General features: G+C 72.1%; 9 protein-coding genes and 1 pseudogene. 4 read left to right on the top strand and 6 right to left on the bottom strand.

Annotation, left to right across the window (positions count from 1 at the left end; translation table 11 throughout):
- Positions 1-72 precede the first annotated feature (72 nt).
- The 4 genes and pseudogenes from AC0B9F_RS11780 to AC0B9F_RS11765 all read right to left on the bottom strand — a co-directional run.
- Positions 73-629 (bottom strand): annotated as a pseudogene (locus AC0B9F_RS11780) (ABC transporter ATP-binding protein); the annotation flags it as partial.
- A gap of 100 nt (positions 630-729) precedes the next feature.
- Positions 730-1,326, bottom strand: a complete 597-nt coding sequence (locus AC0B9F_RS11775; RefSeq protein WP_472001340.1) for an NADPH-dependent FMN reductase — start codon at positions 1,324-1,326, stop codon at positions 730-732.
- 127 nt (positions 1,327-1,453) lie between these two features.
- On the bottom strand, positions 1,454-3,091 hold the full coding sequence (locus AC0B9F_RS11770; protein ID WP_472001337.1) for a M4 family metallopeptidase: 1,638 nt from the start codon (positions 3,089-3,091) through the stop codon (positions 1,454-1,456).
- Positions 3,092-3,610: 519 nt separating this feature from the next.
- Complete coding sequence (locus AC0B9F_RS11765) at positions 3,611-4,921, bottom strand: PAS domain-containing protein (RefSeq protein WP_472001335.1); 1,311 nt, start codon at positions 4,919-4,921, stop codon at positions 3,611-3,613.
- A 364-nt stretch (positions 4,922-5,285) separates the two neighbouring features.
- Between AC0B9F_RS11765 and AC0B9F_RS11760 the strand changes: the two genes are divergently transcribed.
- Genes AC0B9F_RS11760 through AC0B9F_RS11750 form a run of 3 tightly spaced genes read left to right on the top strand, consistent with a single transcriptional unit; the run spans position 5,286 to position 10,101 of the window.
- Positions 5,286-6,659 (top strand): ATP-grasp domain-containing protein, encoded by a 1,374-nt coding sequence (locus AC0B9F_RS11760; RefSeq protein WP_472001333.1) that lies wholly within the window; start codon positions 5,286-5,288, stop codon positions 6,657-6,659.
- Positions 6,656-8,668, top strand: a complete 2,013-nt coding sequence (locus AC0B9F_RS11755) for a PEP/pyruvate-binding domain-containing protein (RefSeq protein WP_472001331.1) — start codon at positions 6,656-6,658, stop codon at positions 8,666-8,668. Before AC0B9F_RS11760 ends, AC0B9F_RS11755 begins: the two co-directional genes overlap by 4 nt.
- 8 nt (positions 8,669-8,676) lie before the next feature.
- On the top strand, positions 8,677-10,101 hold the full coding sequence (locus AC0B9F_RS11750) for an MFS transporter (RefSeq protein ID WP_472001329.1): 1,425 nt from the start codon (positions 8,677-8,679) through the stop codon (positions 10,099-10,101).
- Between the two features lie 144 nt (positions 10,102-10,245).
- Here AC0B9F_RS11750 and AC0B9F_RS11745 read toward each other — a convergent pair whose 3' ends face one another.
- Both AC0B9F_RS11745 and AC0B9F_RS11740 read right to left on the bottom strand, forming a co-directional pair.
- A complete protein-coding gene (locus AC0B9F_RS11745) occupies positions 10,246-11,988 on the bottom strand; it encodes an FAD-dependent monooxygenase (protein ID WP_472001325.1) in 1,743 nt (580 codons plus the stop codon).
- Positions 11,989-12,126: 138 nt separating this feature from the next.
- Complete coding sequence (locus AC0B9F_RS11740; protein ID WP_472001323.1) at positions 12,127-12,753, bottom strand: TetR/AcrR family transcriptional regulator; 627 nt, start codon at positions 12,751-12,753, stop codon at positions 12,127-12,129.
- Between the two features lie 36 nt (positions 12,754-12,789).
- On the opposite strand from AC0B9F_RS11740, the gene AC0B9F_RS11735 reads away from it, so the two are divergent.
- A complete protein-coding gene (locus tag AC0B9F_RS11735) occupies positions 12,790-13,587 on the top strand; it encodes an alpha/beta fold hydrolase (RefSeq protein WP_472001320.1) in 798 nt (265 codons plus the stop codon).
- Positions 13,588-13,677: the final 90 nt, after the last annotated feature.

The raw sequence follows: 13,677 nt of genomic DNA, 5'->3' as shown, positions 1-13,677 counted from the left end.
ATTTTGACAGGTGACTCGAGTGCTGTGCAAGGCGCGTCCCGCACGGCTCACTCGCCCCGGCGACCGGTCCCCCCCCGTCCCGCCGCCCAGTGTCGCCTCCAGCTCGTCGCACAGGCGTGGCGAGAGATGGTTCGTGGGCTCGTCGAGGAGGAGACAGCTGCCCGACGGGCTTGTCCAAGTCCGCCTCGGCGAGCAGACCGAGACAGGCCAGTGGCACCCGCTCGGCCCGCTCGAGTCCCAGCGCCGGGGCGTACGTGTCCCGCACCGTGCGATCGGGCCGTTCGAACACGCTGTCCTGCGTGAGCAGCCCCACCGTCAGACCGCGCCGTCTGCGCACCTCGGCTCGGCGACCCGGGCGCGTTCCAGTTGTTCCTCCAGCCGCCGGCTCGCGGTGCGCACGCGGCGGGAGATCTGGCTCTGAACGCGGTCCGCCCGATGGCCGTAGCCCATCCACTCGTCGTCGCCTGGCCCCCGGTCCGGTGCGAGGCGGTGCGCGCTCACGCCTGCCGCGTGCCGCAACTGCTCCATTTCCTCCCGCTCTTCGACGTACCGGCGCTCCCAGCGCTCACGCCCGGCGCGCTTCTCGCTGAGATAGGCGCTGCAGTTGCCGCGTAACGCACCGGCCCGTCCGCCGTTCTCCCCGATCAGGCGGGGAACCGTCCAACGGGATCGGCGGTCGGCCCGCCGGGCACAGGGCCTCGGACGCGGGCCTTGGCACACGCCCGGGGCTCACACCTCGGGTGCTCCGGTCTCCCAGGCCGCGCCGTCCGCCCCCTCACGAAGCTCCGCGCCGGTCGCCGCCAGCAGGCGCAGCACGCCGGCGAGTGCCTCGCGGGCCTCCGGGTCGCTGATGACGCCGTTGTCGCCGACCATGCTCCGGTCCACCGGGATCCTCACGCAGGCGTCCTCCACGACCTGAGCGCCGGTGTATCCCAGGACCGTCCGCAGGGTGGCCTGCGCGCCGTCGCCCCGGCCCGGGGCGGCGGCGTTGACCCAGGCGACCGGCTTGTCGCTGATCTCCGTCCCGCCGACCGTCCAGTCGAGCAGGTTCTTGAACGAGCCCGGCAGCGTGCCCGCGTACTCCGGTGTGCAGACGAGGATTCCGGCGGCCGTGTCGATCGCCGCACGCAGTTCGGCCACCGGGCCGGGCAGCGGGTCGGTGTCGTCGTCGGGGTTGAAGTGCGGCAGCCTCACCAGGCCGTCGTACAGGAGCGCGCGCACCCCCGCGGACGGCGCCACTTCCTGCGCGGTGCGCAACACGGTCTCGTTCGTGGAACCGTTGCGCAGGCTCCCCGACAACAACAGAATCACCGGTGGTGCGGACATTCGCCCAAGCTACCGTGCCACTGCGGAGATCGGCCAAGGCGCGGCCCCCGCAGCCGGACGCCGCGCAGGACGGCGCGAGGGCGGCACCCGGGAGGAGTCCCGGATGCCGCCCGTCACGTGTGCGCTGTCAGCCGACGCCGACGGCGGTCCAGGCGGAGGCGACCGCCTTGGACTCGGCGCTGTCGGCGCCGTAGAGGTCGGCGGCCGCCGACAGGGTGCCCTTGCGGGCGCCGGCGTAGTCGGTGGTCGACGTGAAGTACGTCGTCAGCGCCTTGTACCAGATCTGCAGCGCCTTGTCCCGGCCTATGCCGGTGACCGTGGAGCCGTCCTTGGTGGGGGAGTCGTAGTCGACCCCGTTGATCGTCTTCTTGCCGCTGCCCTCGGCCAGCAGGTAGAAGAAGTGGTTGGCCACGCCGGACGAGTAGTGCACGTCCTTGTCGCCGACGGTGGAGGACCAGTAGTCGGCCGAACCGCCGTCCTTACTGGGCTGGTCCATGTAGCGCAGCGGCTTCCCGTCGCCGTTGATGTCGATCTTCTCGCCGATGAGGTAGTCGCCGACGTCGCTGGAGTTGTTCGCGGCGAACTCCACACCGGTGCCGAAGATGTCGGACGTGGCCTCGTTGAGGCCGCCGGACTCCCCGGAGTATTCGAGTCCGGCGGTGTTGGCGGTGACGCCGTGGCTCATTTCGTGGCCGGCGACGTCCAGCGAGGTCAGCGGGTCGTTGTTGCCCGAGCCGTCGCCGTAGGTCATGCAGAAGCAGCTGTCGTCCCAGAACGCGTTCACGTAGGCGTTGCCGTAGTGGACGCGGGAGTAGGCGCCGACGCCGTCGTTCTTGATGCCGTTGCGGCCGAAGGTCTTCTGGTAGAAGTCCCAGGTCTCCTGCGCGCCGTAGGCGGCGTCCGCGGCGGCGGTCGCCGCGTTCGAGACGGTGCCGTCGCCCCAGGTGTCGTTGTTCTGGGAGAACAGCGTGCCCGTGCCCGACTGACCGTGGTCCAGGTTGTACGTCCGGTGACCGCCGCGCGTCGCGTCGGTGAGCGTGTACGACGAGCCGGACTGGCTGCTCGCCAGGTCGACCTTGCCGCTGTACTTGGTGTTTCCGACGCCGGTCTCGATGCCCTGGTACTGGAAGAGCTTCTTTCCGGTGGCGGCGTCGGTGATGACGTGCAACTCGTTCGGGGTGCCGTCGTCCTGGAGGCCGCCGACGACGGTCTCGTAGGCGAGGACGGGCGTGCCGGAACCGGCCCAGACCACCTTGCGCGGCGCCCTGTCCGCACGGGACTTGGCCGAACCGGCGGCCTTCGCCAGCCCCAGCGCCTGCTGTTCGGCCTTGGCGGGAGCCATGCGCGGCGCGAGCGAGGCGAGCTTCAGCGTGCCCTTCGATGCTCTGGTCACACCCTCGGTCCGGCCGGACTTCGCGGTGTGCACGATCAGGTCGCCGCCGAGCACGGGCAGGCCGGCGTAGGTGCGCTCGTAACGCGTGTGCACGGTGCCGTTCGCGTCCTGGACGACGTCCTTGACGACCAGCTTCTCCTGGTCGCCGAGTCCTATCGCTTTCGCGGCCCCGGCGGCCCCGCTCCGGGCCTGCTGGATGAGTGTGGTGCGGGCCGTCGCGGACAGGGCGACCGGTGCCGCGCCGGACCGGCTCGCGCCGGTGGGCTGCGCCGTTGCGGCGCCGCTGAGCGTGGTGCTCAGCAGCGCTCCGGCGGCGACGGCGGTGGCAACGGCCGGCATGGTGCGCTGGTGACGCTTCGAACGGGAGGTCACGCGGACTCCTTGTGTCTGTGGGGGGTGGTCCGGCCGGTGTGGGGCCGGCCGGCTGGCTGTGGGGGGTGGTCCACGTCGTGCCGCGGTCAGACGGAAGACCGGGGCACCGGTGTCGTACGCATCCCGAGTGTCATGCGCATGACATAGAGCGCGGAAACGAGGACGCCCGGCAGATGCGGGGCGGCGCGGCTACGGTCTGCGGGCTGGGGCGAACCTCCCCGCGAGCCGGGCAGGCACACGGGTGGCGGGCAGCCTGAAGGCGGCGCGGCGCATTAAGTCTCCAAGAAATGTGGGGGGTTGGAGAGGTGAACCCGACAAAACCGCAGTGGTGACGCGGTGCGCTATGCCCCACTCCAAGATCCGACAACTCTCCCACGCCTCCTTCACCGGCGGGACACAGAACGGCGGCCTGGACCGTACCTTTCGCCCTGCGGCGGACATGACCGGTCAGGCGGCCATGACCGGTCAGGCGGGCATGACCGGTCAGGCGGGGCTGAGCGGTCAGGCGGGCATGACCGGTCAGGCGGGGCTGAGCGGATGTGCCGCAGTGCTGGAGCGCGGCGGCCAGGAATGCGGGGCGAGGATGCCGAGCACGTAAGCGCGGGCCACGAGCGCCGGACGGGTGGCGGCTCCCAGGAGGCGCCGCAGGCGGGCCAGATGGTAGTCGACCGTCTGCCGCGACAGACGCAGCTCCTCGGCGATGCCGGCGTTGCTGTACCCGGCGGCCAGCAGGGCGAGTATCCGCACCTGGGCGGCGGTCGGCGCGACGTGCGGCTCGTGGCTCAGGCCGGCCCGGTTGACGACCGCCCACACGCCCAGGCCCCGGTCCTGCGTGCGGTTCACGACGCTGAAGTGGACCCACACGCGGCGCCGGCGGCGGTCCCCGTCGACGAGCACGGCACTGCACCGCGCGCTTCTGCGCCGGCCGCCGGTGAGGTCGTCCCAGATCGCGTGCAGCGCGGTGCGTTCCGGCGTCTCGGCCAGCAGTGCGCAGGCCGGCGAGCCCACCAGGTCGCGGAGCCGGACGCGCAGCAGCTCGGCGGCGGCGGTGCTGGCCTCCCCGACCACTCCGTCAGCGGACAGCCGCAGGCAGGGCAGACCGCTGTGGTCCCGCAGGGCCCGCAGGTCCTCCTCGGCCCGGCGCCGCTGGTCCAGCGCGTGGATGTACTCGCTGACGTCGACGTAGATGCCCGCCACGCAGCGCAGCGCTCCCCAGAACACGGGGAAGCGGTATCCGGCCGCGTGACCGGGTGAACCGTCCGGGCGCCGGTAGACGAGCGTGTGCCGCACGGAGTGGCCGCCGGTGAGGACCTCCTCGTCGAGGGCGAGGAACCGGGCCGCGTCGTCGGGTCCGTCGAACTCGGACAGGTGACGGCCGATCAGCAGGTCGCGCGTGATCCCGTACAGGTGGGCGTAGGCATGGTTGGCCCAGACGTAACGCCCGGCGCCGTCCCGCACGAACACCGCGGCCGGGCTCAGGTCGGCGAACGACGCGTACGCTCCGGTGCCCGCCGGCGCACCGCCCACCTCGACCGCGACTCCGTTGCTGCGACGCCGCCGCTTGCCGTCCCTTCGGGCCGACCAGGTGACGTCGAAGGTGCGGCCCTCGAAGCGCGCCTGGTAGGGGCCGTCGCCGACGGGGGACGACGGATCGCCGAGCGGGGACGACGGATCGCCGAGATCGGCCCGCAGGGTTTCCAGAAAGCGACGGGCGGTGCGCTCGTCGGTGAAGGCGCCGCCCCCGCTCTCGACCAGCCCCGAGCTGCCGTCGGCCTCCCACCAGGACACCGGGAGGGTCGAGAGCAGCGTCTTGAAATCGGCCTCGTCCACAGCCCAACTCCTTCAATCTTCGACGAATGTCACTGTGTGTGACACCTCATGCGTGTCCCGTAGGTGCCACGACATGCAGGGCCGACCGGACCGGATCGAACCGCGACGCGGCTCAACCCCGGGACTCCGCGCCTTGATGCACGACCGGGCTTCACGGGACGACAACTCCCCTTCCGACTCAGGCATTTGCCTGAGACGTCGGTGCTCAGCGTGGCGAGAGGCGGGCAACCGGACTGCTTCGCTGGAAAGAGACCGCGAGACGGCGGCGCGGCCGGCGGACCCGGACGCCGCCGCCTCGCGCGCGCCGGGTGAACCCGGGCGCGGCACAGTCAAGGTCCCCGAGAGCAGAAGGAGTTGGCGTTCCGTGGCGAAGGTGCTGTACGTGCATGCCAAGGGCGGGCCCCCGATCGGTTACGCCCTGCCCAGGGTGGCCGCCAGGTCCGAGGTGCACCTGCTGGCACTCAGCGACCTGCCCTCCGACGGCGCGGCCCGGGCAAGGCGGCTGTGTGCCTCGGCCGTCGAGCGGGGGGCCGCGGGGGAGGGCGATCTGGTCGAACTCATCGCCTCCCGCGCCCGCGAGGTCGACGCGGACGCGGTGGTCACCTTCTCGGAGTACGCGGTGGTCGCGGTCGCCGAGGCCTCGCGCCGGCTCGGGCTGCGGGGCGCCGGACCTGCCGCGGCCCTCGCCCGGGACAAGCGCCTCATGCGCACCGCCTGGGAACGCCGGGGCATACCCCAGCCCCGCTTCCGTCCCGTGGCGACTGCGGAACAACTGGCCAACGCGACGCAGGAGCTGAGTTTCCCGCTGCTGCTGAAGGCGGCCTGGAGCGCCGGGTCGACCGCGCACCAGATCATCGAGACACCCGCGGACGCCCCCGCCGCCTGGGCCCGCTCCTACGCGGTGATGACGCGGTCGGCACGTCTCGGATACGCCGAGCTGCATGTCGCGGGCGCCGGTGAGGACTTCATCGTGGAGGAGATCGTCAGCGGCCGCGCCGAGGAGTGGTTCGAAGGACCGGGCTGGGGCGACTACGTCAGCGTGGAGGGCGTGGTCGTGGACGGTGTCTTCCGGCCCGTCTGCCTGAGTGGCCGGATGCCGACCGTGGCGCCGTTCACCGAGCGCGCCGGCATCACCCCGGCCGCGGTCGCCGGCGAGGCCCAGGCCAGGATCGTTGAACTGGCCCGGCGGGCGGTGGAGGCGCTCGGGCTGGAGAACTGCGGCACCCACACCGAGATCAAGCTGGGCGCGCAGGGCCGGATGTGGGTGATCGAGACGGCGGCGCGGTTCGGCGGGGCGATGACCGTGCCGCAGATCGAGGAGGTCTTCGGGCTCGACCTGATCGCCCTGTTCACCGACCAGTTGCTCGGCGGCTCGCCCGACTGGCCGTCCGAGGCGCTGACGCCCGCGGACGCCGAGGGCGCGGCCGGGTCCCTGGTCGTCCTCGCGGTGGACGGTGCCGGCGACCCGTGGCGGCACCGGCACGTGTGGGACTCCGCCTCGGTGGTGCGGTCCGCTCCGGTCGGCGCCGGCAGCACACTGTCCGTCGTGGGGGAGAGCTCGCTCCCGGACGGCACACCCGTCCCGGTCTACGATCCGGCCGCGGGCGCCAACACCATGGCCGGACTGTGCCTGCTGTCCGCCGACCGGCCGCAGACCGTCGTACGCGACTTCACCGCGCTCGTCGACGCCCTGCCCGGCATCCTGCCCGTGCACGCCGAGCAGGGGGTGCGGGCATGACCTCCACCCTGGACCGGGCCGATGTGCCCGAGGCCGGCGGGGACCGCACCGTCGTCGGGGCCAACCTGTCGCTGCCGCTGTTCCGCACGCTGTCCGGGGTGCTCGCCGGGCACCCCTACCTGAAAGTGGTCGTCGACCGGCGCGAGGGAACCTGGCACCTGCTCGACACCCAGGCGCACCCCTTCCACGTCAACTACATCGCCACCCGCGTCCTCGGCATGACCCTGGACGAACTCGACGCCGGCCTCGACGCGTTCAACGCCTCTGTGTACACGGACCCGGAACGCCGGTTCCTGCTGGGCGTGCTGTCCCTGCACACCGACCGGGCGGCGGACGGCTCCGAAAGCCCCTTCCTGGTGCTGGAGACCACCGAGGCGGACACCATGCACGGCACTCTGCTGGAGGAGTTCTACCTGTATGTGCGCGGCCGCGTGGACGGACGGCTGCCGCTGCTGCTGAAACCCGCCAACCACGGACAGGAGGTGGAACTGGCCTCGATCAGCGAGGCGCACGTCCCGCGCATCCTCAGCCACACGCTGTTCGGCGACCGGACCCGCACCTGCCTGAACCCCGGCGAGGCCGAGGGCCGCCTGCGCCACTTCCGCACCCCGGCCGAGTACGAGGCCGCCGCCGCGGAACTCGGCTGGCCGGACATCGTCGCCATGCCCCGCCTGCCCGACGACGTGCCCCGGGTCGCCGGCTTCGTCAACACCACCCCCACCACGCCGCTCTCCCACACCAACGTGCTGGCCTCGGGCTGGGGGATACCCAACGCGATCGTCCGCGACCTCGACGCCCTCGTACGGCGCGACGGCCTGGACGGCGCCTGGGTGCGCTACCGGGTGAGCGAGGACTCCGTCACGCTGGAGCCGCTCGCCGCCCCACCGGACCTGAAGAAGCCCGCCTGGCACCAGCAGCGCATCCGCATCGAGACGCCGCTGCTGGAGGAGGCCCCCGTCCTGGCCCTGCACCGGCTGCGCCGCACCGACCGCGACAGTTACGGCACCAAGGCGGCCAACCTCGGAGAACTCCACCACGTCCTGGACAGCCGCACCGCCGACCTGACGGAGTTCTACGCCCGCCCGCGCCCGCCGCGCCGCGACCTCCTCGGCCATCTGGGCGCCCGGCTCGGCGAGCCGGAGGCCTCCCGCGAGCAGTTGCGGGACGCCGCGGCCCGGTGCGTGGCCGACACCGTCCGCGCCCCCGAAGGCGTGGCACTGCCGTTCCGCCTCCACCACCTGTTCCTCACCTCCTCGCCCGCCCTCCAGCAGGGCATCGGCAAGCTGAAGATGGCCCTGGAACTCGAGGCGTTCGACCTCGTCGACCCGCTGTGCCTGAACCTCCAGCACCTCATGCGCGCCACGCCGATGCCCGAGGACGTGGCCCGGACGATCACGTCGTCGATGCCGGAACCGCTGACCGGCGGCCACCGCATGGTGGTGCGCTCCTCCTCCAACGCCGAGGACCTGCCCGGCTTCTCCGCCGCGGGGATCTACGACTCGGTGACCACCGTGCGCGGAACAGACCAACTCATGGACGCCGTACGGCAGGTGTGGGCGTCGCTGCTGTCGCCGCGCAGCGTGCGCCTGCGCCACCAGGTCGGCATTTCCCTGGACGACACCTACATGGGCGTGATCGTCCAGGAGTACGTGCCCGCGCGCCTCGGCGGCGTGCTGGTGACCTGCAACCCGACGCGCCGCGAGGACTTCCGCAACGTGTACGTCAACTGCGCGCCCGGCTCGCCGGAACGGGTCGTGGACGGCACGGTGCTGCCGCAGCAGTACCTGTACAACACCGTCGAGGGCGGCGGACGCACGCTCGACGTCGGCACCGCGGGCCAGGACCTCCCCGCGCAGACCCGCGAGTCGCTCGCCCGGCTGGCCCTCACGGGACGCCTGCTGCAGTCCCACTTCAGCGCGGACGACCCCGACGACGCCCTGGACATCGAGTGGCTGATGACCGACGAAGGGGCGTTCCGGCTGGTCCAGATCCGCCCCTACGCCCGGTGAGCGGCCGCATGCGCCGCCGCCCCGCCCGCCCGCCCCGCCGCGCCGAGCGGGTCGCCTCCCCGGTGGCCCGCCGCATCATCCGCCTGAACAACGGCTTCCAGCTGCTGTTCAACCTGCTGTGGTGGATGCCCGTCTTCTACGCCTACCAGCGCGACGCCGGTCTGTCCGACGGCCAGATCTTCGGCATCCAGAGCATCTACTACATCGCGTTCTGCCTGTTCGAGATACCGACCGGTGTCGTCGCCGACCGTATCGGCGCCCGGAACTGCCTGCGCGCGGGCGCGGTCGTCATGACGGCCGCGAATCTGGCACCGGTCCTGGCCGCGTCGTACACCGGCTTCCTCCTGCACTTCCTCGCCATCGCGGCCGGCCGCTCGCTCGCCTCGGGCGCGGCGAGCGCGTTCCTCTACGACGGTCTGCGCGCCGAAGGCGCGCAGGCGCACTACCTGAGGGCCGAGGGCACCGCGCGGTCCCTCGGGCTGGCCGCCAAAGTGGTGTGCTGGCCCCTCGTCGGCCCGCTGATGGCGCTGTCCACACCGGCCCCGTACGTGCTCAGCGCGGTCAGCGCCGCCGGATCACTGGCGTGCGCCCTGGCCCTGCCCCGGCTCGCGGCGCGCCCCGGGGACCCCGGGACGGGCACACACGGACGCCGCGGCGGAACCCTGCTGCGCGACACTGGCGCCGCTCTGCGGGCCCTGCGCGTCTCCCCGTGGCTGCCGCTGCTCATGGTGCAGGGCGTGGCGGTGTTCACGCTGTCGCGCATCTGCCAGGTCAACCTCTTCCAGCCGGTGCTCCTGAACCACGGGATCGGGGAGGGCGCCCACGGCAGCGTGCTCGCCGCGATGACGGTGGCCGAAGCGGTGGCCTCCGCCCGGCCGCAGTGGCTGAGCCGCAGGCTGTCGGCGGCCCAGTGGGTGTCCCTGCTGAGTGTGGCGCTCGCCCTGGTCCTCGCGGTCACCACACTCGGCGGGCCCTGGCTCGTGGTGGCGTCGCTGTGCGCGTTCGCCGCGATCACCGGCTTCGTCTATCCCGTGCAGCGCAAGCTCGTCAACGACGCCATCCCGGCCGACGCGCCGCGCGCCACGCTGCTGTCCGTGGAGAGCATCGTGGACCGCGCGGTGTGCGCCCTGGCCGCGGTCGCCGCGGGCGCCTACCTCGCGGCCGGCCGGCTCGACGCGCTGCTGTGGCAGAGCGCCGCGTTCACGTGCGTCCTGATGCCGGTCCTGCACGTGGCGCTGCGCCGCGCACGCCGGGCGGCACCGCGCACACGACGCGGCCCCGACGCGGGGGCAGGTGCGGCAGCGCGCCGCACGGAAGGCTCCGCGCCGCACCCCGCCCGCGAGGCGGAGGAGCCCGTTCCCCTGCCGGTCGACGAGTGCGCCGCGCAACCGCCATCGGGACTCTCACCGGGCAACGCGACGGGGGCCCGCTGACAACTGCGTCCCCAGGGAGGCGACGGTGCTCGGCAGGGGCACGTGTCTGCTCGCGGGCGCCGCGATCGTGGCCTGCTCGGTGCTCGTCGGTCCCAGCACAACGCCGTGCCGGACGCCCCGGACCACCATCTGTTCCTCGCCGACCTACGGCGCGGTGCTGCTCTGCCGTGATCGAGCGTTCGGCGCCCGGTGCCCGGCTGTTCCGGACTCGCCGGTGCCGAACACCGCTGCGAGGTGACGGGCGAGCCGTGCGGCGTCGGGCCGCTCCAGCCGGGCGCCGAGGTATCCGTCCGGGCGCACCACCAGGGCCGTCGGCTCCTTGGCGCTGATCAGATGGAGCGAGGCGAACTCACCGAGCCCGTCCCGGTAGACGGGAACGGGGACCGACGCGCCGTCGTACGGTGTGCCGGCCGGGCACAGCGCGCACACCTCAACCCGCCCGCCGGACCTCAGCCGCGCCGTCTCCGCCAGCTCCCCGTACGAGGCGACCCCACCGGTGCCGTACGACGACGGCGGCCCGTACAGCAGCAGTACGGTGCCGCGGTCGCGCAGAACGTCGTAGAGGCGCATCGGGAAGGCGGCGATCGAGCCGGTGAGTCCGCCGCAGTCCGGGACCCGGTCGCCGGGCCGTGGACCGGGGCCGTCGCCGGGCGCGTCGACGACGGGGCTGCCCCGGTAGCCGACGAGCAACTGGGCCTCGCGGAGCATCACCGTGTCGGGATCTTCCTGATCGGCCTGCACACCGCCCGCGGTGGCATGGCGTACGGTCCGGCCCACGACCTCCTCGCCCACCGGGCGGCGTTCGGCGTCGTAACTCGCCAGCAGGCCGGAGGAATCGCGGCCGGCGAGAGCGAGGGCGAGCTTCCAGGCGAGGTTGCAGGCGTCCTGGATGCCGGTGTTCATGCCCTGTGCGCCCGTCGGCGGGTGGATGTGGGCCGCGTCGCCCGCGACGAACACCCGCCCCTCGCCGTACCGGTCCACGATCCGATGGCTGATCCGGAACACCGACGACCAGCGCAGGGCCGAGACCGTGGTGCGCTGGGGGGAGAGCCGGTCCACCACGGCCTGGATGTCCGGCAGTTCCGGCGCCCGCCGGCTCTCCAGACCGTGCGCGACTTCATCGCCGTCAAGGGCCGCGGACGAGCCCGCCTCTCCCTGTCGTGCCGTCGACAGCTCCGGCGGCACCCGCATCGACATGCGGTACCGCTTCACGCCCGGCAGCGGGATGCACACCAGGATGTCGTCCACCGTGCCGGCTGCGTCCAGGTGCATGGCGCGCAGGCCGTATCCCTCGGGCAGATCCCAGTCGACCTCCACGTCACCCAGCATGTACTCCTCCGGGAACGCGCCGCCCTCGAAGGCGAGCCCGAGGCCCTTGCGGACGGTGCTGTGCGCGCCGTCGCAGCCCACCAGGAAAGCCACCCGCAGCTCCTCCCCGGCGCCTGACGCATGTGTCAGGCGGGCGGTCACTCCCTCCGCGTCCTGCTCGAACGACGCCAGTTCCGTGCCGCGCTCGATGTGCGTGCCGTGCCGGGCGAGGGCCTCCTCGATCAGCCGCTCGGTCTCGTACTGCGGGAGCGCGGCGAACCCGTACGGCACCTCAGGCGGCAGCGCCATGTCGTAGCGGCCCTGCTCGGCGCCGTTGGCGTACACGATCTGGCCGCGCAGCGGGACGGCCGCCTCGAGCGCGGCCCGCGCCAGACCCATCCGGTCCCAGATCTCCAGGGTGCGGGGCTGGACCCCGACCGCCTTGGCGTACGGGAGACGCCCGGGCAGCCGGTCGACGATCCGGCAGGCCACCCCTTGCCTGCGCAGTTCCAGGGCCGCGGTCAGCCCGACCGGCCCGGCCCCGACGACGAGCACGTCCGTGTTGTTGCCATGTGCCACTGACGCCTCCCAGGCGTGCGGCCCCCGAACGAGTCGTTTCCCCCATGGTCGCCCGGCTCGGGAAGCGGTCGCCACTCGGGGCGGCCGTCCCCGGGCCTCAGCCGGGAGCCGACTGCGATCGGGAAGCACTTACCGTGGTCACGGGCCGGAAGTCGTTGACGTGAGGTGGCGGCAGATCAGCCGGTGGGCGAGGTGCGCTGCGTCGAGCAGGTCCTCGCGGGCCGTGCCGAGGTTGGCCCGTACGGACAGCCCGTGCCAGAGAGCCTGGATGAACTCGGTGAGCGTCACGGCGTCGGTCCCGGCGGCCAGGTCACCTTCCTGGACTGCTTGTTCGATGCGCCGCAGGAGCGCCTGCTCGTTCGAGCGGTGGAGCTCGGCGGTGTAGGCGCTGGTGTCGAGCGTGCTCGTGCTGTCGGTCATCACCGCGCTGCTGACGAGGCACCCGGGATGCGAGTCGCTGGGCTGCGTGAACTCGTCGACCGAGCCGACGAGGACACGCTCGATGACGGTCCGGATGTCCTTCTCGGCCACGGCCTGCTGGTAGATCTCGCGGTACCGCTCGGCGTAGGTCCGCACCGTTTCCTCGAACAGCCCCGCCTTACTGCCGAAGGCGGCGTAGAGGCTGGAGGTGGAGAGCCCGAGGGCCGAGGTCAGGGCACGCGTCGAGGTGCCGGAGTATCCCCGGCGCCAGAAGAGGCGGGCGGCTTCGAGGATCGCGCGGTCGCGGTCGAAGGCTCGTGGTCGTCCACGGGTGCGTTCGGTCACGCTTGCATGGTAGAGCGTTTGCTCCATAATGAGTTTATGGAGCGAACGATCCAGAAGAAGTTGGCGGTCGGCGGGGGCAGTTGGATCACGGTCGACGTGTACGGGGACCCGGATGCTCCGGGTCTCGTCGTCGTCCCGGGTGCGATGAGCGATGCGCATACGTGGCGACATGTCGCGGGCGCCATCGACGCCTGGCCCTCGGTGGTGGTGGTCAACCGCCGCGGCAGGACTCCCTCGGGTCCGTTGACCAGCACGTACTCATTGTCGGCAGAGGTCGAGGACCTTGGCGCGGTCCTGGACGAGTTCGACTGCGCGAGGGCGCTTTTCGGGTGGAGTTACGGCGGCTTGATCGCGTTGCTGGCCGCCGACGAACGTCCGATACGTCAGGTGATCGCCTACGAGCCGGTGATGCGTCCCTTCGGCCGGCACGCCCTGCCGGACCTGAAGGCCGCACAGGAGACGGCGGACTGGGACCGCAGCATCGAGATCGTCAATCGGCAGATCTCCGGCTTCTCGGCGGCGCATGTCGAGGAACTCCGGGCCGACCGGCAAGGCTGGGCGGACTTGCGCACCTTGAGCACACCGCTGTTTGCCGAGCTCCACGCGTTGAATGCGGCGCCATCTTCGGGTGTGATGGCGCGACAGGCGGATCGAGTCGACCTGATCATCGGCCGGCGCAATCGCGGAATGGCCCCCTACGGAACGTCGTTCGACGACGTCCGGCAGCGTGTCACCCACGCCGAGGTCCATGAGCTTGCCGGCCAAGGCCATCTGGCCCACATCGAGGCGCCGGCAGAACTCGGCCGGCTCCTCAACGGCCTCGCCGCTCACTGATGTGTGTGCGGCACCCGGGTCGGGGTGGGCGCTGGGGCGCCAGGGGGCGCGGACCGGGCGTGATGTACTTCTGGCCACGCCGCCGATCGG

Source organism: Streptomyces sp. NPDC097129 (genome assembly GCF_055668065.1).
The sequence above is the reverse complement of the archived record's forward strand: the minus strand, read 5'-3'. Positions and strand labels throughout refer to the sequence as shown.

Excerpts from the sequence above, each read along its gene's own strand:
- AC0B9F_RS11750 (WP_472001329.1), top strand. The coding sequence starts at position 8,677 with ATGCGCCGCCGCCCCGCCCGCCCGCCCCGCCGCGCCGAGCGGGTCGCC.
- AC0B9F_RS11735 (WP_472001320.1), top strand. The coding sequence starts at position 12,790 with ATGGAGCGAACGATCCAGAAGAAGTTGGCGGTCGGCGGGGGCAGTTGG.
- AC0B9F_RS11755 (WP_472001331.1), top strand. The coding sequence starts at position 6,656 with ATGACCTCCACCCTGGACCGGGCCGATGTGCCCGAGGCCGGCGGGGAC.
- AC0B9F_RS11775 (WP_472001340.1), bottom strand. The coding sequence starts at position 1,326 with ATGTCCGCACCACCGGTGATTCTGTTGTTGTCGGGGAGCCTGCGCAAC.